The sequence below is a fragment of the Nocardioides solisilvae genome (assembly GCF_003194625.1).
Lineage (GTDB): Bacteria > Actinomycetota > Actinomycetes > Propionibacteriales > Nocardioidaceae > Nocardioides > Nocardioides solisilvae.
Window position 1 is genome coordinate 770454 of record NZ_QHKX01000002.1, and the last position, 18165, is coordinate 788618.

Sequence of the window (18165 nt, forward strand, 5' to 3'; positions counted from 1 at the left end):
GGCCGGGAGGGCTGAGATGGAGGTCGTGCTGCGGGCGCTGCTGGTCTTCGCCTTCGCGTGGGTGGTGATCCGGGTCAGCGGGAAGCGCGAGGTCGCCCAGCTCTCGGCCTTCGACCTGATCCTGCTGGTGACGATCGGGGACCTCGTGAGCGACGGCGTCCTGCAGGAGGACGCGTCGCTGACGGCCGCGATGCTGGCCGTGGCCACCTTCGCGCTCGCCGCGATGGGCCTGGGCCTCGTGAGCCGTCGGTTCCCACGGGTCCGGCCCGTCCTGGAGGGGCCGCCGCGCGTCGTCATCCGCCGCGGCGAGCCGCTGCTGGACGTGCTGGACGGCGAGCAGCTCACCTTCGACGACCTGGTGGAGGCGGCCCGCGAGCAGGGCATCCGGCGGCTCTCCGACGTGGAGGTCGCCGTGCTCGAGGTCAACGGCGGCTTCTCGTTCTTCACCTACCCCGACGACGGCGCCGGCGACGGGACGCACGCCTAGCCCCCGTCGGTACCGTGGACGTGGTGAGCCGCTCCGTCACCGCCCCCGTCACCCTGGCCAGCACCTTCGCCCACACGCTCCCCGAGCTCAGCGTCCCGTGGGAGGCCGCCAGCGCCCCGGACCGCCACCTGCTGGTCCTCAACGACGCCCTCGCGACGGAGCTCGGCCTGGACCCCGACTGGCTCCGCTCCCCCGCCGGACTGCGGCTGCTCACCGGCGAGCACGTGCCGCCCGGGGCCCGACCGGTCGCGCAGGTCTACGCCGGTCACCAGTTCGGCGGCTGGTCACCCCGCCTCGGCGACGGCCGCGCGCTGCTCCTCGGCGAGCTGGCCGGGCCCGACGGGACGCTGCGCGACCTGCACCTCAAGGGGTCGGGACGCACCCCGCTGGCCCGGGGCGGCGACGGCCTGGCCGCCGTCGGCCCGATGCTGCGCGAGCTGCTCGTCAGCGAGGCGATGCACGCCCTGGGCGTCCCGACCACGCGGGCCCTGGCCGTGGTGGCCACCGGCAACCCCGTGCAGCGCGAGACCGTGCTGCCCGGCGCCGTGCTGGCGCGGGTCGCCGCGAGCCACCTGCGGGTCGGCAGCCTGCAGTTCGCCCGGGCCACCGGCGACCTCGAGCTGCTGCGGCGGGTGGCCGACCACGCGATCGCCCGCCACCACCCCGGGGCGGCCGAGGCCGACCACCCGCACCTGGCGCTGTACGCCGCCGTCGTCGCCGCCCAGGCCGAGCTGGTCGCCCACTGGCTGGCCGTCGGCTTCGTGCACGGGGTGATGAACACCGACAACATGACCCTCTCCGGGGAGACGATCGACTACGGCCCGTGCGCCTTCCTGGACGCCCACGACCCCCGCCGCGTCTTCAGCTCGATCGACACCGGCGGCCGCTACGCCTTCGGCAACCAGGCTCCGGCGGCCGAGTGGAACCTCGCCCGGCTGGCCGAGGCGATGCTGCCCCTGTTCGCCGACGACGAGCAGGAGGCGATCGAGCGGGCCACCGAGGTGCTGGGAACCTTCCGCCCGCTGCACGCGGCGGCGCGGACCTCCCGCACCCGGGAGAAGCTCGGCCTGCTCGATGGGCCGGGCGGGACCGACGGCGAGGCCGTGGCCCGGCTCGGGGTGGAGCTCGAGGAGCTGATGGCCGCGAGCCGCGTCGACCACACGTCGTTCTTCGTGGCGCTGGGCGACGCCGCCCGGGGCGACCGCGAGCCGGCGCGGTCGCGGGTCCTCGACCTCGCGGCCCTCGACGGGTGGCTCGAGTGGTGGCTCGCCCTCGCCCCCGACGCCGACCTGATGGACCGGACCAACCCGGTCCGTGTCCCCCGCAACCACCTCGTCGAGGAGGCGCTCGACGCCGCCGTCGAGGGCGACCTGGACCCCTTCGAGCGGCTGCTGGACGCGGTGACCGACCCGTTCGGCCAGCGCGCGGGGCTGGAGCGCTACGCCGAGCCGGGCCTCGAGGAGTTCGACGCCGGCTTCATGACCTTCTGCGGGACCTGACCCTCCTCCACGCTCCCAGCCCCTACGCTCCCATCCATGTCGTCGCCCCGTCCCGCTCTCCTGCTGGTCGGTGCGCTCGCGGCGCTCGCCGCGCTCGCCGCGGGGACCGCCCCCGCGGGCGCGCACGTCTCCGTCACCCCCGACGAGCTCCGGGCGGGCGAGCAGGCGGTCGTCACCCTGCAGGTCGACCACGGGTGCGGCGACTCGCCGACGACCCGGCTGGAGGTCCGTCTCCCCGACGCGCTCGGCGACGTCGACACCGGCCCCACCCGGGACTGGCGGGTGGAGCGCCGCGGCCGCGTGCTGGTGCTGACCGCCGCCACCCCGGTCCCGAGCGACCTGACGGTCGGCGTCGACCTGGTGCTCCGCGCCCCCGACGAGCCCGGCGACCTCGCCCTCCCGACGGTGCAGACCTGCGAGTCCGGCGAGGAGGCCTGGACCCAGGTCGCCGTCGAGGAGACCGACGCGGCCGCCGAGCTGGAGCGCCCCGCCCCGGTCGTCCGCGTCGTCGGCGCGGGCACGACGGTCTCCGTCGACCTCGTCGACGAGGAGAGCCCGTGGCAGCGGCTCTCCGGTCCCCTCGCCGCGGCGGTCGGCGTCGGCCTCGTGCTGCTCGTGGGCGCCCTCCGGTTCCGGGTCCGCCGCGGGACCGAGCGGTGAGGCGCCTCCTCGCCGCGCTCCTCCTGCTCCTCGCCGGCTCCAGCGCCAGCCTGGCCCTCGCCCCGCCGGCGTGGGCGCACGCGCAGCTGGTCGGCACGGACCCCGCCGAGGGCGCGGTGCTGCCGGAGGCCCCCGAGTCGGTCACGCTCGAGTTCAGCGAGCCGGTGCGGCTCACCGGCCGCCGTCCCACGACGTACGACGCCCGGGGCACGGTCGTCGACTCCTCCGCCACCGCGAGCGGCAGCACCCTCGAGGTGGTGCTCGAGGAACCGCTGGCCCGCGGCACCCACCTGGTCACGTGGCTGGTCGTCTCCGACGACGGGCACCCGGTCAGCGGGACCCTCACCTTCTCGGTCGGGGAGCGCAGCCCGGTCGTCGAGCCACCACCGCCCCTGCTCGCCGGCGACGCGATGACGGCCGACCGGGGCCTGCTCGCCGCGGCCGGCCACCTGGGGGTGCTGCTGGGCGCCGGGCTCGCCGCCTTCCTCGCGCTGCTGCACCCGGCGCCCGTGCGGGGCGCGACGCGCGTCGTCCGGGGCGCGGCGCTCCTGGCCGTCGTCGCCGCGTGGCTCCAGGTCCCGGTCGCCTCCGCCTACGCCCAGGGGCTCGGCTGGGCGGGCGTCCTCGACGGCTTCGACGCACGCCTGGTGCGGTGGGAGACGGCGGCCGCCGCGACGGTGACGGCGGGTGCCGCGCTGCTGCTCGTCGGCACCCGGAGCGTCCGGGGAGGGGCACGGCGGACCGCGCTGCTCGCCGGCGCCGTCGCCCTCGTCGCCTCGCCGGCACTGGTGGGCCACTCCCGCTCCTACGGTCCGACCGCATTGGTCCCGCTCGCCGACGCGGTCCACGTCGCCGTCGCCGCACTCTGGCTCGGCGGCCTCGTCGGGCTGTGGCTCGTCGTGCGGGCCGGCGACGGGGAGGCCTCCGCCCGCGCGGTCGGCCGCTTCTCCACCGTCGCCGCGGTCTCGCTGGTCCTGCTGGCCGCGACAGGGGCGTTGCTGGGGTGGCGGATCCTCGGGTCGTGGACCGCCCTGGTCTCCACGACGTACGGCGCGCTGCTGCTGACCAAGGTCGGCCTCGTGCTGCTCGTGGCCGGCGTGGCCGCGTGGAACCGCCTCGTGCTGGTGCGGCGGGGGCGTCCGCTGGGCCGGACGCTGCTGGTCGAGCTCGCGCTGCTGGTGGCGGTCGTCGGCGTGGCCGGCTTCCTGGCCAACCAGCCGCCCGTCGACCCGCCGGAGCCGCCGCCCGCGCCGCGGCCGGTGGCCGAGACCGTGGTCCTGGGCGACCTCGAGGTCGTCGTGGGCCTCACCCCGGGAGCGCCCGGCGCCAACACCCTCGACCTGCAGGTGCAGGACTCGGCGGGACGGCCGGTGGAACCGGACGAGGCGCCGACCGTGGAGCTGCGCTCAGCGGAGTTCGACCTCGGGACGCTGACGCTGCAGGACCGGGGCGGCGGGGCCTACCGGGTCCTGGTGCCGTTCCCCGACGGGGGCGACTACCGGCTCTCGGTGGGCCTGCGGACCAGCCGCTTCGACCACCCGGTGGTCACGCTGGAGGTGCCGATCCCGGAGCGGGACTGAGCAACGGGAGGGTTCAGTAGCCGAGGCCGAGGATCGCGAGCAGGAAGCCGACGAAGGGGACCGCCCACAGCAGGAGCAGGCCTCCCAGCTCGGCGAAACGGTCGTCTTCACGTCCATGCGGTGCCACGTGCGGGGTGGTCACGGAGAGCCTCCTGTGTCGGGTGCGGACTTCCGGGACCGTGCCCCGACGCCCCTGTCGAGAAACGTCGTGTGCGCATCGCGCACGTCACAGGAGGGTCGTTGGCCTGTCGTTGCCCTGTCGCTGCCCTGTCGCTGGCCTGTCGCTGGCCTGTCGCTGTCCCGTCACTGCTCGCCGACCACCCGCCCGAGCACGGCCAGCACCGACGCGACGACCGCCGACTCCTCTCGCCGGGTGGCGACCGCGAGGTCGACGCCGGGTCCGGGGTCGGCGAGCGCTCGGTGGCAGGCGCCGGCGACGACCAGGAGCGAGACCGGCTCGGGGACCAGGGCGACCCCCAGCCCGGCCGCGACGAAGGTGACCAGCGTGCTGGTCTCGGCCACCTCGTGCCGGACCTGCGGCTCGAAGCCCGCGGCCCGGCAGCGGGCCACGACCTCGGCGTGCATCACCGAGCGCCCCTCCCCCGCGTGGACGATGAAGTCCTCCCCCGCCAGGTCGGCCAGCCGGACCACGTCGGCGTCCGCGAGCGGGTGGCCCTCGGGGAGGGCGACGACCAGGCGGTCGGTGCGGAGCCGGCGTACGTCCAGGCCGGTCCCGTCCAGGGGCGGGCGGAGCAGCGCGACGTCCAGGCCGCCCCGGCGCAGCGCGGCGAGCTGGGCGGGCACCAGCATCTCCCCGCGGAAGGTGAAGTCGATGCCGGGGAGCTCCTCGCGCAGCGCGCGGGCGAGCGGCGGCAGCAGCGAATAGGTCGCGGAGCCGACGCAGCCGATGGTCGCCCGGCCCGCGACCCCGGCGGCGACGCGTTGGGCCTCGAGCGCCGCCTCGTCCACGCCGGCGAGCAGCTCCCGCGCCCGCTCGAGGTAGGCGGCACCCGCCTCCGTGAGGTCGACGCGCCGGGTGGTCCGCTCGAGCAGCCGGACCCCCAGCGCGTCCTCCAGCTGGCGGATCGCCGCTCAACGAGGCCTTCGCCGCCCAGGTGCTCGCCGTGCTCCGCGAGTGGAAGGTCGACGCCGCCGACGAGCGGCTCAACCCGAACGGCTCCGGGATCTCGCTCGGCCACCCCGTCGGCGCCACCGGCGCCCGGATCCTCGCCACCATGGCCCACGAGATGCGCCGCCGCGGCAGCCGCTACGGCCTGGAGACGATGTGCATCGGCGGCGGCCAGGGCCTCGCCGCGGTCTTCGAGGCGGTGCGCTGATGGCCGCCGTCGAGCTCTCGCACACCGTCACCGGTCCGGCGGACGCCCCCGTCGTCGTCCTCTCCAACTCCCTCGGCTCGACGTGGGCGATGTGGGACGCGCAGGCCGGCGCGCTCGCCGAGCGCTTCCGCGTCGTCCGGTACGACACCCGCGGCCACGGCGCGTCACCCACCCCGCCCGGCCCCTACGCGATCGACGACCTGGTCGACGACCTGGTCGCCCTCCTCGACCGGCTCGGGGTGGAGCGCACCCACGTCGTCGGCCTCTCGCTCGGCGGGATGACCGCGATGCGGCTCGCCGCCCGCGAGCCCGAGCGGGTCGACCGGATGGCCGTCCTCTGCACCGGCGCGCGGCTCGAGCCCAGCAGCGCCTTGACCGACCGCGCCGCCCAGGTGCGCGCCCGGGGCACCGGCTCGGTCGCCGAGGCCGTCGTCCAGCGCTGGTTCACCCCGGCGTACCTCGAGGCCCACCCGGACGTGCGGGAGGCCTGCGAGGCGATGGTCACCGGCACCTCCGACGAGGGGTACGCCGGGTGCTGCGAGGCGATCGCGGCGATGGACCTGCGCGGCGACCTCGCCGCCGTCGTGGCGCCGACCCTGGCGATCGCCGGGGCAGACGACCCGGCCGCCCCGCCGCCCCACCTCGAGGCGATCGCCGCCCGGGTCCGAGACGGCCGGCTCCTCGTCGTCCCCGACTCCGCCCACCTGGCCAACGCCCAGCAGCCCCGGGTCGTCACCCCGGCGATCCTCACCCACCTGAACGGACGGGAGTCCTGATGAGCCTCGACAAGGTGGTCGCGAGCGCGGCCGACGCCGTGGTCGACGTCCGCGACGGCAGCAGCATCGCCGTCGGCGGCTTCGGCCTGGTGGGGATCCCGTGGTTCCTCATCGAGGCGCTGCTCGAGCAGGGCGCGACCGACCTCGAGGTCGTCTCCAACAACTGCGGCGTCGACGGCGCCGGCCTCGGCCTGCTGCTGGAGCAGCACCGGATCAGCCGGGTCATCGCCTCCTACGTCGGGGAGAACAAGGAGTTCGCCCGGCAGTACCTCGCCGGCGAGGTGACCGTCGAGCTCACCCCCCAGGGCACCCTGGCCGAGCGGATGCGCGCCGGCGGCGCCGGCATCGGCGCCTTCTTCACCCCCACCGGCGTCGGCACGCTCGTCTCCGAGGGCGGGCTGCCCTGGCGGTACGACGCCGACGGCCACGTCGTCGAGGAGTCGCCCGCCAAGGAGGTGCGGACCTTCCACGGCAAGGAGATGGTGCTCGAGGAGTCGATCGTCGCCGACGTCGCGCTGGTCCGCGCCGCCAAGGTCGACCGCGCCGGCAACTGCGTCTTCCACGAGTCGGCCCGCAACTTCAACCCGGCCGTCGCGATGTGCGGCCGGCTCACGGTGGTGGAGGCCGAGCAGCTCGTGGAGGTCGGCGAGATCGGGCCCGACGAGGTCCACCTGCCCGGCATCTTCGTGCAGCGGGTGGTCGAGCTGACGCCCGAGCAGGCCGCGAAGAAGGAGATCGAGAAGCGCACCACGAGGCTCCGACCGTCGGTCGAGCCCGTCGGGACCACCGGAGGTGCCGCATGAGCTGGACCCGCGACCAGATGGCGGCCCGCGCCGCACTCGAGCTGCAGCCCGGCGAGTACGTGAACCTCGGGATCGGACTGCCGACGATGATCCCCGACCACCTCCCCGAGGGGTCGACCGTCACCCTGCACGCCGAGAACGGCATCCTCGGCGTCGGCCCCTTCCCCTACGACGACGAGGTCGACCCCGACCTCATCAACGCCGGCAAGCAGACCGTCACGGTGCTGCCCGGGGCGTCGTTCTTCGACTCCCCCACCAGCTTCGCGATGATCCGCGGCGGCCACGTCGACACCGCCGTGCTCGGCGGCATGCAGGTGGCGGCCAACGGCGACCTGGCCAACTGGCCAACTGGATGGTCCCCGGCTCGATGGTCAAGGGGATGGGCGGCGCGATGGACCTCGTGAGCGGCGCACGCCGCGTGATCGTGCTGATGGACCACGTGACCAAGAAGGGCGAGCACAAGCTGCTCGAGGCCTGCACGCTGCCGCTCACCGGACGCGGCGTCGTCTCCCGCGTGGTCACCGACCTGGGCGTCCTCGACGTGGCGGACGGCGGGTTCCGTGTGGTCGACCTGGCCCCCGACGTCACGCTTGAGGAGCTCCGCGCCGCGACCGGCGCGCCCGTCGTGGAGTGACCTACCAGTCGCTCGCCAGCACCCCTGACGCGACGGCGATGGCGTGCATCCCGGTGCCTCCGGTGGTGAGCCGCTCGAAGCCGCCGTCACGGAAGTCCCAGGCCACGAGGTGCCAGGACTCGTCGCCGAGCTCCATGGTGCGGAAGTCCATCGGGCCGACGAGGAGCAGCACGGTCTGCTCGTCGAGGAAGCCCAGGGCCGTGAGGCGCCCGTTGTCGCCGTAGACCGAGTCACGGTCCCGGATCGGCGCGTAGCCGAGCACCGCGCCCGTGGCCGCCTCGACCACCATCGGCCCGGCGTCGCCGGGCAGCCCGTTGCCACCCCCGGTCAGCGCCATCAACCCGCGCTCGAAGACCAGGCGCTCACCCCAGTAGCCGAAGGGCACGGTGCTGGTGATGCGGGCGGCGTGCGGCGCCCCGTCCCAGACCCGGAGGTCGAGCTCCTCCCACCGCTTCTCCACCACCGGCCCCACGGGTTCGAAGGCGAGGCCGGTGCCGTAGGGCCTGCTGTACGGCGCCTTCCGCGCGGTGCCGTCGAGCTCCACCAGCCACGTCTCGTTCCAGTGCAGCACCGCGAGACCGGCCGCGTTCCCCAGGGGCGCCCAGCGCAGCTCGGGGGCCGTGTCCCACGGCGGCGCGACCGGATCCGGCCAGGGGATGGTCCGCCGGGCGCCGGTGGCGACCTCGACGACGAGGATCCCCGCGTCCGTGGACATCGCGACCTTCTGCCCGCCGTGTCCCAGCACGGGCTCCACCACGTCGCCGAACGTGCCCGACAGCGCGTCCGCGGTGCCTGGCACCGAGCGCCACCGACCGTCCTCGCCCAGCAGCATCACGTCCCGGCCCTTCGCCGGCCAGGCCACGACGGCGGCCGGCACCGGGTCGTCCTCGATCGCGGGCGCCTCCGCGGGCGGGACGAGTCGTTCCGGCAGCACCGTGTCCCGCAGCGGCGCGTCCACGACGGTGAACGGGTCCCAGGTCGGGTGCACGACGGGGTCGGGCGGGGGCGCGGGCGGGCTCGGCACGCCGGTCGAGGTCGGCGACGCCGTGGGCGTGGGGGCGGCCGGGTCGGGCTCCGTGCCCAGCGTCCCGCTCCCCGCCAGGCGGACCCCGCCCAGGACGACCAGGACCGAGGCCGCGACCGCCCCCACGGCGAGCACGCCGCGCCGGCGCCGGGCACGCCGCGCCCCCGCCAGCGCGGCTCCGGCCATCCCACGGCCCTCGACCCGGTCGGTGGCGCGGCGCAGCACCTCGCCCAGCCCGTCGCGCTCGTCGTCCATCAGGTCCTCCCGATCAGGTCGAGCAGCTCGGGCGCCCCGGTGCGCAGGCGTGCCAGGGCGGCGGCGTTCTGGCTCTTGACGGTGCCGACGGAGACCCCCAGCACCTCGGCGGTCTCGCGCTCGGTGAGGTCGTCGAAGTGCCGGAGCACCAGCACCGCGCGCTGCGCGGGGGTGAGCCGGGCGAGCGCCCGGCGTACGACCATCTCGGTCTCGGGGTCGGAGGAGACCGCCGGGACGTCCGTCGCCTCGACGAGCTCGGTCTCCCGGGGGCGGCGCCGACGCCAGGCCGTGACGTGGTCGCGGGCCAGGATCCTGCGGGCGTACGCCGTCGGGTTCTCGTGCTGCAGCCGCGACCAGCGCAGGGCGACCTTGACGAGCGCCTCCTGCACCAGGTCCTCGGCGCGCTGCAGGTCGCCCGTGAGCAGGTACGCCGCGCGCAGCAGCGGGCGCTCCACGGCGCCCACCCACGCGGTGAACCCCTGCTCGTCCATCCGTCCTCCCCCGTCGTCCCTCACCCAGTCAACGCCATCCGAGCCGCGAAGGGTTGGCACGACTTCCTCCGGGTCCGGGGCCGATGACGGCTGTCGCCCCTCCCTGCTTCACTGAGGCCATGAGCCTCGTCACCTGGCAGGACCTCTGCCTCGACGCCCTGGACGTCCCTGCGCAGGCCCGCTTCTGGGCGGCCGTGAGCGGCCTCGAGGTCGACGACCCCGCGGCACCGGCGCGGCTGGTCGGGCCGTCCCCCCGGCACACGATCTGGGTCAACCAGGTCGACCGGCCGCACGTGGTCAAGAACCGCACTCACCTCGACGTCGACTGCGCCTCCCTCGACGACCTCCTGGCACTGGGGGCCACGGTGGAGGCCGCGTCGTCGGAGACCGGTCTGCCGTGGACCCGGATGCAGGACCCCGAGGGCAACGAGTTCTGCGCCTTCGTGCGCGAGGGCGTCGACGTGCCGACGTACCGACTGCACGGCGTCGGCGTCGACTGCGTCGACCCCGAGGCGCAGGCGCGCTGGTGGGGCGAGGCCTTCGGCGTGGAGCCGGTCCACGAGGGGGCGGGCGAGGAGCGCTGGTGGTCGATCACCGGCGCCGCGGTCGACGAGCGGATGACCCTCGACTTCAACGCGGTGCCCGAGCCACGGACCGAGCCCAACCGGCTCCACTGGCACGTCGTCGGCGAGGTCGACGCGCTGCTCGCGCGTGGCGCCACCCACCTCTGGGACCAGCCGCGCTGGACCGTGCTCGCCGACCCGGAGGGCAACGAGTTCTGCGTCTTCCCACCTACTACGTAATTTCGTGATTCCGTAGTAGCGTCGGCGGCGTGGCTTCCGACAACCGTCTCCACCACCGCCTCGACGACCTCGAACGCCGCGTCGGCGCTCTCGAGGCGCGTCCGTCCGCCCCCGGCGACCCCGCCTTTGAGACGGAGCTCTGGGCGCTCGAAGGCCTCGCGGCGCGGGCCCCCGAGCCCGGCGCGGTCATGCTGGTCGGCGACGTCCGACTCCCCGACGGCCGCGTCGCCCAGTGGCAGGAGGGCGCCCTCACCGGCGACCTCGTCGACGGCGACTGGGAGGCAGTGGGCGACGTGCTCGCCGCGCTCGGCCATCCCGTGCGGCTGCGGCTCCTGCAGCAGGTCCTCCGGGGGGCGGCCACCGCGCAGGAGCTCACCGCAGTCGAGGGGGTCGGCACGACCGGGCAGGTCTACCACCACCTCCGCCAGCTGGTCGCCGCCGGTTGGCTGCGCCCCCTGGGCGGCGGACGCCACGAGGTGCCGGTGGCTCGCGTCGTCCCGCTGCTCGCGGTGCTGCTGGGGGCCCGGCGATGAGGCGGGCGATCGCCCGGTGGCAGACGTGGTGGCTGCGGATTTTCGTCGTGGCGGTGGTGGCGGGAGCGGTGCTGGGGGTCCCCTTCCCGTGGGACCTGCTCGTCGCCGGCGCGGCCTTCGCGCTCCTCCTCGTGCGTCCACCGGCCGACGGACGCGACCCAGTCGCGGTGCGTCCGCCCGTGCAGGGTCGCTGGACGGCGCTCAACAGCACGGCGACGGCACCTGGTCGGCGTACGCGCACCTGCGCCAGGGCTCGGCGCGCGTGCGACCCGGGGACGTCGTGGAGGCCGGGCAGCAGCTGGCCGAGGTGGGCAACACCGGCAACACCTCCGAGCCGCACCTGCACGTCCAGCTCATGGATCGTCCCCGGCTCCCCCAGGCCGCCGGCGTCCCGATGGCGTGGCCCGGGCTGACGCTCGACCCCGAGGAGCGCGAACGGCGCTGGACCACCGGCGAGCCGAAGCCCACGGCGCTGCCCGGCTTCCCGGAGAACGGACAGGTCTTCACCGCTCCCTGATGCCTGCCCTCCCCCGCGGCCTGCTCACTCCTCGGCGAGGCGACGGATCCGCAGCAGCGCCACCCCGAGGACGCCCAGGTAGCCGACCGCCCACCAGGGCGCAGACATCTCGACGCGGCAGCGCTCCGGACCGAGGGTGGTGACCGTGTGGGTGGTCGCGGGGACGCCCGCGACCCGCCAGGCCCACGAGCGGACGCGCTCGTCCTCGCGCCAGGTCGTCACCTCGAAGGGCAACCAGACGCGCGCCGGGGTCTGCACCCTCCCCGTCGCCCCGGCTGCGAGGCGGGTGGCTCCGTCGTCGAGCCGGGCGTCCCGCACGGTCGGGCCCCAGTGCGGCCACCAGCGCAGGTCCACCAGCACCTCCCACGCGGTCTCCGCGGGGCCGGCGACGTCGATGCCGAGGGTGGGTGCCATGGGGTCGACCGTACGACGCGGGGCCAACGCGGTCATGCGCCCCGGGCGCGTCGGTGACTGTTATCGAACATGTGTCCACTGCTCGAGATGGGGCCGCCTGCTGGGTCGAAAGTGTCGGTGCCGGGTTGTTGAGTGGGGTCATGGATCTCGGGGGTGCGGCCACGGGTGTGGTGCTGGAGGAGCTGTCGCAGGCGCGGCTGCTCGACCACGCCGCCCAGGTGTCGCGGACCCGCCGTGAGCTGGAGGTCCACGAGCTGCGGATCGCGGTCCAGCACGCGGTGCTCAACAACCCCGAGACCCTCGACCCGGCCGTGTCCCGGCTCCCGGGGCGGGAGCGGGCCCGCCGCTACGGCGGGCTGGGCACCCCGCGGGTCGCGGAGTTCTGCTGCGCCGACCTGGCCGCCCGGCTCGGGATCAGCCCGTACGCCGGGGCGTCGCTGATCGGTGACGCGCTGGACCTGCTGATCCGGCTCCCGCGGTTGTGGGCCCGGGTGCAGGCCCTGGAGGTCCGTGCCTCCTACGCCCGCCACGTGGCCCGCCGCACCCGCGACCTGTCCGTGGAGCAGGCCGGCTACGTCGACTCCCGGGTCGTCGAGTCCGCCGACGGGCGGATCCCCTGGTCCCGGTTCGAGACCCTGGTCGAGGCCGCGGTCGCGGCCGCCGACCCCGAGGCCACCGCCGAGCGGGAGCGCCGGGCCGCCACCGACCAGTTCGCCAAGCCCACCCGGTCGACCGAGCACGGGATGCGCGGGTTCTACGTCCGCGGCCCCGCCGCGATCATCGCCGTGCTGGACGCCCGGGTCGCCTGGATCGCCGACATCCTCGCGGCCCTGGGCGACCCCGACCCGGTCGACCACCGCCGGGTCAAGGCGCTCGCGGTCCTGGCCAACCCCCACCTCGCCACCGAGCTCGTCACCGCCTTCACCCAGTGGAAGGACCGCCCCGCCGACCCCCCAGCCCCCGCCACGCCCGAGGAGGAGGAGTCGGGACAGGGTCAGGCACACGACGAACCTGCGCGCACCGGCGCCAAGCCGGTCATCGACTGGACCAAGGTCCTGCCCCAGGTCACCCTGATCGTCCACACCTACGCCCCGGCGTGTGCCTGCGACGAGCCCGGCACCGGGATCCTCCGCCTGCCCGGCGTCGGCCCGGTCACCACCGACTGGGTCCGCCGGTGGCTCGGCGACGCCACCTTCACCATCCGCCCCGTCCAGGGCATCGAGGGACAGGCCCCGGTCGACTCCTACGAGGTCCCCGACTCCCACCGCCGCGCGGTGCAGGTCCTCACCCCCGCCGACGTCTTCCCCTTCGCCACCAACACCGACCCCCATGCCCACGACATCGACCACACCATCCCCTTCAACCCAGGCACACCGGGCCAGTCACGCATCGGGAACTACAGCCCCCTGACCCGCTTCCACCACCGGATCAAGACCCACGGCGACTGGGACGTCCACCAACCCTTCCCCGGCATCTACCTCTGGCGCGACCCCCACGGCACCCACTACCTCGTCGACCACACCGGCACCCGACGGACGGCCCCACCCGACCGGACCCCACCACCCCCACTCGCACGCCTCGACCACTTCACCCTCAGCCCCTTCGAGGAGGCAGTCGTGCGCGGATTCGTCGCATGACCCTGCGAGCCACCGACTTCGGGGTTTGCCGGGGCGGCACGAGGGGCACGCACCGGGGAGCCGTCACCGACCCCGGGAGTCCGCCGCCATGTTCCTGTTCTTCAGCAACCGCCTGGGGTGCGCGGGCTCGCTCCTGCTCTCGCTGGTGGTGACGGCCGTGATCATCCTGGTGTTCTTCCGCTGACGCGGGTGCATCTCAGCGCAGGCAGCGCGGGCGCTCGACCTTGAGCGTCCGGGTGACCTTCACGCCCCGGTCACGGAGCACGACCTCGGCCCGGACCTTGCCGCGGGCCGGCACCCTGGCGGGCTTCAGCACGGCCCGAAGGGGAGCCTTGCGGTCCATCGCGACCTTCTTGCCGCGCACGGTCACCTTCATACGGGTGACGTGGCGGGTGCCGCCGCGGACCTTCACCACGGCCTTGCCGGCCCGGCACGAGGTGCGCGCGTCCAGCTTCTTCGCCTGGGCCCGGAGCTCAGTCCTGATCTCGGCGTCGGTCGGCTCGGGCTCCACCGGAGGCGTCTCGACGGGGGCGCCGGGGCCGGCGCTCACGCAGGAGGAGTCGAACGCCGTCTGCTCCAGGCCGCGCCGCGCCTGCAGGGTGCGGTGGAGGTGCTGCGCCATGGCGTCCATGCCGCACGCCGACGGGTGGAGCACGATGCCGTCGTCGTAGGTGTTGATCGCGCGGATCCACTGGCGGTTCGGCGGGGCGCAGACCGTCCGGTCCACGGAGCCGGGGACCTGACGCATGTCGACGAAGCCGACGCCGTTGCGGTCGGCGGCCGCCTTGAGCGTGTCGGACATCCGGTCGATCTGACCCTGCACGTAGGCGAACTCCTCCACGGTGAGCGCACCGCCGAACGTGGCCGGGCAGCCGCCGGGCGGGAGGTAGGTGCCGTAGCCGATCACCAGGACGTCGGCCTTCGGGGCCCGGGTCCTCACGTCGGCGAGGCCCTGGTCGAGCGCGGCACCCAGCGCGGCGAACTTCGGGCCCAGCGGGTCGGTGCCCGCCGCGGGGACGCAGTCGGCCGTGAAGCAGCCGGCGGCGAGCTGCACGAGCCCGATGTCGTTGCCGCCCATGGTCCCGAAGGTGACCAGCGTGGTGTCGGCGTCGAGCGCGTCGAGCTGGGGGGCGTTGGTGAAGCTGCCGAGGACCTGCGGAGCGCGCAGGTCCTTGGTCTGGGCGCCGCCGCAGCTCGCGTCGGTGTACGCCGTGAGACCGCCGCCGGTCTGCGCGTCGAGCTTGCCGGCGAAGACGCTCGGGAAGTTCTTCTCGCTGCGCATGCACCCCCCGGCACGCTGGGGCGCGATCCCGGGACCCGAGGTGAAGGAGTCGCCCAGGGCGACGTACCGCTCCCCACCGGGCCCACGGTCCAGCACCCGGCTGAAGGAGTCCCCCTCGGCCGCGTGGCCGGCGGGCACCAGCACGAGCCCGGCGAGCGAGGCGAGGAGGACGGGAACCAGAGCGGAGATCGTTCGGCGCACGCGCGGAACCTAGCACCCCGGTGACCGGCATCACACGCCAGTGGCTCACGGTCAACGCCACGGCCGAGACGATTGATCATCGTCATCGATCAGTCACGCGCCATCTCGACCTTGTGCTCGATGAATATTCGTACGTACCGCGAATGAGTCCCTGAAGGCGTGGCTGATCCAGGTCGGGCTGGACGGCGAGTGGCCGCTCTTCCTGGACGTCTGGGTCGAGCACGTGGTCGAGGAGGTCGCCACCGACCACCGCGAGGGCAACAAGGGCTCGATCGAGGGCCCCTACTACGTCCCGGACGCCCCCGAGCAGGGTTCGCACGGCACGATCCCGATGCGCGAGGACGAGGGCGGCCCCTCGCTCGTCTGGAGCGGCCAGGTCACCTCCACCGACGGCTCCCCGCTGGCCGGGGCGGAGGTGGAGCTGTGGCACGCCGACGACGCCGGCTTCTACTCCCAGTTCGCCCCCGGCCTGCCGGAGTGGAACCTGCGCGGCTCGTTCACCGTCGACGAGGACGGCCGGTTCCAGATCACCACGGTCCAGCCCGCGCCGTACCGGATCCCCACCGACGGCTCCTGCGGCAAGCTCATCGCCGCCGCCGGCTGGCACGCCTGGCGCCCCGTCCACCTGCACGTCAAGGTGTGGGCGCCCGGCCACGAGCTGCTCACTGCCCAGCTCTACTTCCCGGGCGACGAGCACAACGACGACGACATCGCCAGCGACGGCTCGGGCTCGAAGGTCTCCTACGACTTCGTCCTCGACCCGGTGCGGGGCTGACGTGCTGTTCCACGTGCGGATGGACGTCCGGATCCCCCACGACCTCCCGGCCGACGCCCGGGCGGAGACCGTGGCCCGGGAGAAGGCCTACTCCCAGGAGCTCCAGCGGGCCGGGACGTGGGTCCGCCTGTGGCGGATCGTCGGCGAGTACTCCAACTTCAGCATCTTCGACGTCGGCTCCAACGACGAGCTCCACGACGTGCTGCAGGGGCTCCCGCTCTTCCCCTACATGGACATCCACGTCACGCCGCTCGCGCAGCACCCGTCGTCCGTCGCGTGAGGCCGGCGCCGCTCCCCTAGGGTGCCGGCATGCTGATCCGCCGCACCTTCGCCCGCACCGTCCTCCGCGCCGCCCGCTGGCGGGTGGTGGGTGAGGTGCCCCGCACCGGGATCATGGTGGGGGCACCTCACACCTCCAACTGGGACTGGGTGGCGACCATGCTGATGATGTGGTCCCGCGAGGTCACCCCCAGGATCCTCATCAAGGAGGAGCTCTTCCGGGGCCCCCTCGGGTGGCTCCTGCGGGCCACCGGAGGCGTGCCCGTCGACCGGGTCAACGCCTCGGAGGTGGTCGCGGAGCTCGCCGACCACCTGGGCCGCGACGAGACCCTCGTGGTCGCGATCGCCGCCGAGGGCACCCGGACCCGCTCGGAGCACTGGAAGAGCGGCTTCTACCGGCTGGCGCAGCAGACGGGCCTGCCGGTGGCCCTCGGCTTCATCGACGGGCCGACCCGCACGCTCGGGTTCGGCCCGACGGTGCAGGTCACGGGCGACGTCAGGGCGGACATGGACCTGGTCCGGGCGTTCTACGCCGACAAGCGCGGCCTGCGGCCCGAGCACCGCACCGAGCCGCGGCTCCGCGAGGAGCTCGCCTGACGGCCCCCACGACCGGACGCACGACGGCCACGCACCCCACCGCGGGTGCGTGGCCGTTCGTGCGTGCGGGCTGGCGCCGGCAGGCGTCAGACGCGCGACTTCTTGCCGGACATGCCCTCGGCGACGCCGACCAGGATGAAGGCCGCGATCACCGCGAAGACGAAGCCCAGGACGTTGAGCTCGAAGGGGTTGGTGCTGTCGTTGAGGAGACCGCCGAGGAGACCACCGATGATGGCTCCGACGACTCCGAGGAGCATGGTCGCGACCAGGCTCATGGACTGCTTGCCGGGGCGGAGCAGTCGGGCGAGGGCGCCGATCACGAGACCGACGAGCAGGAGACCAAGGATTTGAATGATCATGACCGTCCGGTACCCGTGCCCCTCGAGGGGCAAACGCCTCAGGTCCGGTCGGGGTCGTCGCCCTCGTCGTCGGCGCGGGTGACCGGGTCGCCGTAGACGCCCGCGTCGCGCGCGGCGTTGGTCTTGCGCAGCTGGCGGATCAGGCTCCAGCCGAGCAGGCCGACGGCCACCGCGAGGCCGAGCCAGAGCAGCAGGGCGGTCCAGCCGGCCTTCACGTCCTCCGGCTCGGGCGACTTGCGGGGCGCCCCGTCGCTCAGCGAGAGGAGGGGGTGGAGCAGCGCGGGGTCCAGGAGGTCGAGCATGGTGCCCATGCTCTCACCGGCCGGGGTCGATGCCGGCGAAGAGGTCGTCCTCGGGGAGCTCGGTCGAGACGTGGCTCACGACCAGCTCGTAGTCCTCGGTGGGCCACACCTCCTCCTGGAGCTCGCGCGGGATGGCGAACCAGAAGCCGTCGGGGTCGATCTGGGTGGCGTGCGCCAGCAGCGCCTGGTCGCGGACCCCGAAGTACTCGGCGCACGGCACCTTCGTGGTGATCCGGGCGTCCCACTCCGGGTTGGGCTTCCACGACTCGAGCCGATCGGCGTACGGCGACTCCAGGCCGTGGGCGAGCATCGCCTCGTGCAGCGCCACCATCCGGGGCCGGTTGAAGCTGTGGTGGTAGTAGAGCTTCAGCGGCTGCCACGGCTCCCCCGCGTCGGGGTAGCGCTCGGGGTCGCCGGCCGCGTGGAACGCCTCCACGGCGACCTCGTGGCACTTGATGTGGTCGGGGTGCGGGTAGCCGCCGTTCTCGTCGTACGTCGTCACCACGTGGGGGCGCAGCTCGCGGATGAGCTGGACCAGCGGCTCGGCGCCCACCTCGGCGGGGACCAGGCCGAAGCAGCCCTCGGGGAGCGGCGGCTTGGGGTCGCCCTCGGGCCACCCGGAGTCGACGAAGCCGAGCCAGTCCTGCGTGATCCCGAGGATGTCGCGCGCGCACTCCATCTCGCGGCGCCGCACCTCGGTGATCTTGGCGAGGATGTCGGGGCGGTCCATCTTGGGGTTGAGGATCGAGCCGCGCTCGCCCCCCGTGCAGGTGACGACGTGGACGTCGACCCCCTCGGCGACGTACATGGCGGTGGACGCCGCACCCTTGCTCGACTCGTCGTCGGGGTGCGCGTGGACGTGCATGAGGCGCAGGCCTGCTCGGGGGCGGTCGGGCATGGCTGGAGTCTAGGTGGCAGGC

General features: G+C 74.3%; 24 protein-coding genes and 2 pseudogenes. 16 read left to right on the forward strand and 10 right to left on the reverse strand.

Features of this window, described 5'->3' with window-relative positions; genetic code table 11:
- Positions 1 to 16 precede the first annotated feature (16 nt).
- The 4 genes from DNK53_RS09735 to DNK53_RS09750 are packed head-to-tail and all read left to right on the forward strand — an operon-like array spanning position 17 to position 4226.
- Entirely contained in the window at positions 17 to 487 is a 471-nt protein-coding gene (locus DNK53_RS09735; protein ID WP_110182059.1) for a DUF421 domain-containing protein, read from the forward strand.
- A gap of 23 nt (positions 488 to 510) precedes the next feature.
- The gene (locus tag DNK53_RS09740; RefSeq protein ID WP_204163843.1) at positions 511 to 1986 is read left to right on the forward strand and encodes a protein adenylyltransferase SelO; all 1476 of its coding nucleotides are present in this window, start codon (positions 511 to 513) and stop codon (positions 1984 to 1986) included.
- A 36-nt stretch (positions 1987 to 2022) separates the two neighbouring features.
- Positions 2023 to 2646, forward strand: coding sequence for a DUF1775 domain-containing protein (locus tag DNK53_RS17495; RefSeq protein WP_162599867.1), 624 nt, complete (start codon positions 2023 to 2025; stop codon positions 2644 to 2646).
- Positions 2643 to 4226, forward strand: coding sequence for a copper resistance CopC/CopD family protein (locus DNK53_RS09750; RefSeq protein WP_162599868.1), 1584 nt, complete (start codon positions 2643 to 2645; stop codon positions 4224 to 4226). Before DNK53_RS17495 ends, DNK53_RS09750 begins: the two co-directional genes overlap by 4 nt.
- A 13-nt stretch (positions 4227 to 4239) precedes the next feature.
- Here DNK53_RS09750 and DNK53_RS18350 read toward each other — a convergent pair whose 3' ends face one another.
- The 3 genes and pseudogenes from DNK53_RS18350 to DNK53_RS18355 all read right to left on the reverse strand — a co-directional run.
- Positions 4240 to 4368, reverse strand: a complete 129-nt coding sequence (locus DNK53_RS18350; protein ID WP_275425741.1) for a hypothetical protein — start codon at positions 4366 to 4368, stop codon at positions 4240 to 4242.
- 161 nt (positions 4369 to 4529) lie between these two features.
- Positions 4530 to 5195, reverse strand: coding sequence for a LysR family substrate-binding domain-containing protein (locus DNK53_RS09755; RefSeq protein ID WP_239456456.1), 666 nt, complete (start codon positions 5193 to 5195; stop codon positions 4530 to 4532).
- 51 nt (positions 5196 to 5246) lie between these two features.
- Positions 5247 to 5312, reverse strand: a pseudogene (locus tag DNK53_RS18355) (hypothetical protein); the annotation flags it as partial.
- A 17-nt stretch (positions 5313 to 5329) separates the two neighbouring features.
- Between DNK53_RS18355 and DNK53_RS09760 the strand changes: the two are divergent.
- The 5 genes and pseudogenes from DNK53_RS09760 to DNK53_RS18365 form a co-directional block, all read left to right on the forward strand.
- A pseudogene (locus DNK53_RS09760) lies at positions 5330 to 5563 on the forward strand (acetyl-CoA C-acyltransferase); the annotation flags it as partial.
- Entirely contained in the window at positions 5563 to 6339 is a 777-nt protein-coding gene (gene pcaD / locus DNK53_RS09765) for a 3-oxoadipate enol-lactonase (protein WP_110182063.1), read from the forward strand. The pseudogene DNK53_RS09760 and the gene pcaD, both read left to right, overlap by 1 nt.
- Positions 6339 to 7142 carry a CoA transferase subunit A gene (locus tag DNK53_RS09770; RefSeq protein WP_110182064.1) on the forward strand — a complete coding sequence of 268 codons (804 nt, stop codon included), beginning with the start codon at positions 6339 to 6341 and terminating at the stop codon, positions 7140 to 7142. The genes pcaD and DNK53_RS09770 overlap by 1 nt, the downstream gene beginning before the upstream one ends.
- A complete protein-coding gene (locus DNK53_RS18360) occupies positions 7139 to 7546 on the forward strand; it encodes a CoA-transferase (RefSeq protein ID WP_275425742.1) in 408 nt (135 codons plus the stop codon). The genes DNK53_RS09770 and DNK53_RS18360 overlap by 4 nt, the downstream gene beginning before the upstream one ends.
- Positions 7495 to 7776, forward strand: a complete 282-nt coding sequence (locus DNK53_RS18365; RefSeq protein WP_338041015.1) for a CoA-transferase — start codon at positions 7495 to 7497, stop codon at positions 7774 to 7776. Before DNK53_RS18360 ends, DNK53_RS18365 begins: the two co-directional genes overlap by 52 nt.
- A gap of 1 nt (position 7777) precedes the next feature.
- Here the strand turns inward: DNK53_RS18365 and DNK53_RS09780 are convergent, their stop codons facing one another.
- Complete coding sequence (locus DNK53_RS09780; RefSeq protein WP_110182065.1) at positions 7778 to 9055, reverse strand: hypothetical protein; 1278 nt, start codon at positions 9053 to 9055, stop codon at positions 7778 to 7780.
- Positions 9055 to 9546 carry a SigE family RNA polymerase sigma factor gene (locus DNK53_RS09785; protein WP_110182066.1) on the reverse strand — a complete coding sequence of 164 codons (492 nt, stop codon included), beginning with the start codon at positions 9544 to 9546 and terminating at the stop codon, positions 9055 to 9057. The genes DNK53_RS09780 and DNK53_RS09785 overlap by 1 nt, the downstream gene beginning before the upstream one ends.
- Positions 9547 to 9665: 119 nt before the next feature.
- Here DNK53_RS09785 and DNK53_RS09790 point away from each other — a divergent pair, with 119 nt between their 5' ends.
- From DNK53_RS09790 to DNK53_RS18370, 3 genes are all read left to right on the forward strand, one after another.
- Complete coding sequence (locus tag DNK53_RS09790) at positions 9666 to 10349, forward strand: VOC family protein (RefSeq protein WP_110182067.1); 684 nt, start codon at positions 9666 to 9668, stop codon at positions 10347 to 10349.
- Positions 10350 to 10378: 29 nt separating this feature from the next.
- Positions 10379 to 10882 (forward strand): winged helix-turn-helix domain-containing protein, encoded by a 504-nt coding sequence (locus DNK53_RS09795; RefSeq protein ID WP_110182068.1) that lies wholly within the window; start codon positions 10379 to 10381, stop codon positions 10880 to 10882.
- Between the two features lie 88 nt (positions 10883 to 10970).
- On the forward strand, positions 10971 to 11399 hold the full coding sequence (locus DNK53_RS18370) for a M23 family metallopeptidase (RefSeq protein ID WP_204163844.1): 429 nt from the start codon (positions 10971 to 10973) through the stop codon (positions 11397 to 11399).
- A 24-nt stretch (positions 11400 to 11423) separates the two neighbouring features.
- Here the strand turns inward: DNK53_RS18370 and DNK53_RS09805 are convergent, their stop codons facing one another.
- Positions 11424 to 11813: an SRPBCC family protein gene (locus tag DNK53_RS09805; RefSeq protein ID WP_110182070.1), complete on the reverse strand. Its 390-nt coding sequence runs from the start codon at positions 11811 to 11813 to the stop codon at positions 11424 to 11426.
- Between the two features lie 140 nt (positions 11814 to 11953).
- Between DNK53_RS09805 and DNK53_RS09810 the strand changes: the two genes are divergently transcribed.
- Positions 11954 to 13450 (forward strand): DUF222 domain-containing protein, encoded by a 1497-nt coding sequence (locus DNK53_RS09810; RefSeq protein WP_162599869.1) that lies wholly within the window; start codon positions 11954 to 11956, stop codon positions 13448 to 13450.
- Between the two features lie 196 nt (positions 13451 to 13646).
- On the opposite strand, the gene DNK53_RS09815 is transcribed toward DNK53_RS09810, so the two are convergent.
- Positions 13647 to 14933, reverse strand: coding sequence for an SGNH/GDSL hydrolase family protein (locus tag DNK53_RS09815; RefSeq protein WP_110182072.1), 1287 nt, complete (start codon positions 14931 to 14933; stop codon positions 13647 to 13649).
- Positions 14934 to 15096: 163 nt separating this feature from the next.
- Here DNK53_RS09815 and DNK53_RS09820 point away from each other — a divergent pair, with 163 nt between their 5' ends.
- The 3 genes from DNK53_RS09820 to DNK53_RS09830 are packed head-to-tail and all read left to right on the forward strand — an operon-like array spanning position 15097 to position 16584.
- Positions 15097 to 15708 (forward strand): dioxygenase family protein, encoded by a 612-nt coding sequence (locus DNK53_RS09820; protein ID WP_476739102.1) that lies wholly within the window; start codon positions 15097 to 15099, stop codon positions 15706 to 15708.
- 1 nt (position 15709) lies between these two features.
- On the forward strand, positions 15710 to 15988 hold the full coding sequence (gene catC, locus DNK53_RS09825; RefSeq protein ID WP_110182073.1) for a muconolactone Delta-isomerase: 279 nt from the start codon (positions 15710 to 15712) through the stop codon (positions 15986 to 15988).
- A 29-nt stretch (positions 15989 to 16017) separates the two neighbouring features.
- On the forward strand, positions 16018 to 16584 hold the full coding sequence (locus tag DNK53_RS09830) for a 1-acyl-sn-glycerol-3-phosphate acyltransferase (protein WP_110182074.1): 567 nt from the start codon (positions 16018 to 16020) through the stop codon (positions 16582 to 16584).
- Between the two features lie 86 nt (positions 16585 to 16670).
- Here the strand turns inward: DNK53_RS09830 and DNK53_RS09835 are convergent, their stop codons facing one another.
- The 3 genes from DNK53_RS09835 to mca are packed head-to-tail and all read right to left on the reverse strand — an operon-like array spanning position 16671 to position 18143.
- Positions 16671 to 16943 carry a GlsB/YeaQ/YmgE family stress response membrane protein gene (locus DNK53_RS09835; protein ID WP_239456460.1) on the reverse strand — a complete coding sequence of 91 codons (273 nt, stop codon included), beginning with the start codon at positions 16941 to 16943 and terminating at the stop codon, positions 16671 to 16673.
- Positions 16944 to 16981: 38 nt separating this feature from the next.
- A complete protein-coding gene (locus DNK53_RS09840; protein ID WP_162599870.1) occupies positions 16982 to 17245 on the reverse strand; it encodes a hypothetical protein in 264 nt (87 codons plus the stop codon).
- Positions 17246 to 17258: 13 nt separating this feature from the next.
- On the reverse strand, positions 17259 to 18143 hold the full coding sequence (mca, locus tag DNK53_RS09845) for a mycothiol conjugate amidase Mca (RefSeq protein WP_110182076.1): 885 nt from the start codon (positions 18141 to 18143) through the stop codon (positions 17259 to 17261).
- Between the last annotated feature and the right edge of the window lie 22 nt (positions 18144 to 18165).

What these genes read in the sequence shown, in the direction of transcription:
- DNK53_RS17495 (WP_162599867.1), top strand. Translation starts at nt 2,023, where the DNA reads ATGTCGTCGCCCCGTCCCGCTCTCCTGCTGGTCGGTGCGCTCGCGGCG.
- DNK53_RS09835 (WP_239456460.1), bottom strand. Translation starts at nt 16,943, where the DNA reads ATGATCATTCAAATCCTTGGTCTCCTGCTCGTCGGTCTCGTGATCGGC.
- DNK53_RS18360 (WP_275425742.1), top strand. Translation starts at nt 7,139, where the DNA reads ATGAGCTGGACCCGCGACCAGATGGCGGCCCGCGCCGCACTCGAGCTG.
- DNK53_RS09810 (WP_162599869.1), top strand. Translation starts at nt 11,954, where the DNA reads ATGGATCTCGGGGGTGCGGCCACGGGTGTGGTGCTGGAGGAGCTGTCG.
- DNK53_RS09840 (WP_162599870.1), bottom strand. Translation starts at nt 17,245, where the DNA reads ATGCTCGACCTCCTGGACCCCGCGCTGCTCCACCCCCTCCTCTCGCTG.
- DNK53_RS09790 (WP_110182067.1), top strand. Translation starts at nt 9,666, where the DNA reads ATGAGCCTCGTCACCTGGCAGGACCTCTGCCTCGACGCCCTGGACGTC.
- DNK53_RS09785 (WP_110182066.1), bottom strand. Translation starts at nt 9,546, where the DNA reads ATGGACGAGCAGGGGTTCACCGCGTGGGTGGGCGCCGTGGAGCGCCCG.
- DNK53_RS09770 (WP_110182064.1), top strand. Translation starts at nt 6,339, where the DNA reads ATGAGCCTCGACAAGGTGGTCGCGAGCGCGGCCGACGCCGTGGTCGAC.
- pcaD (WP_110182063.1), top strand. Translation starts at nt 5,563, where the DNA reads ATGGCCGCCGTCGAGCTCTCGCACACCGTCACCGGTCCGGCGGACGCC.
- DNK53_RS18365 (WP_338041015.1), top strand. Translation starts at nt 7,495, where the DNA reads ATGGTCCCCGGCTCGATGGTCAAGGGGATGGGCGGCGCGATGGACCTC.
- DNK53_RS09735 (WP_110182059.1), top strand. Translation starts at nt 17, where the DNA reads ATGGAGGTCGTGCTGCGGGCGCTGCTGGTCTTCGCCTTCGCGTGGGTG.
- DNK53_RS09780 (WP_110182065.1), bottom strand. Translation starts at nt 9,055, where the DNA reads ATGGACGACGAGCGCGACGGGCTGGGCGAGGTGCTGCGCCGCGCCACC.
- DNK53_RS09805 (WP_110182070.1), bottom strand. Translation starts at nt 11,813, where the DNA reads ATGGCACCCACCCTCGGCATCGACGTCGCCGGCCCCGCGGAGACCGCG.
- mca (WP_110182076.1), bottom strand. Translation starts at nt 18,143, where the DNA reads ATGCCCGACCGCCCCCGAGCAGGCCTGCGCCTCATGCACGTCCACGCG.
- DNK53_RS09830 (WP_110182074.1), top strand. Translation starts at nt 16,018, where the DNA reads ATGCTGATCCGCCGCACCTTCGCCCGCACCGTCCTCCGCGCCGCCCGC.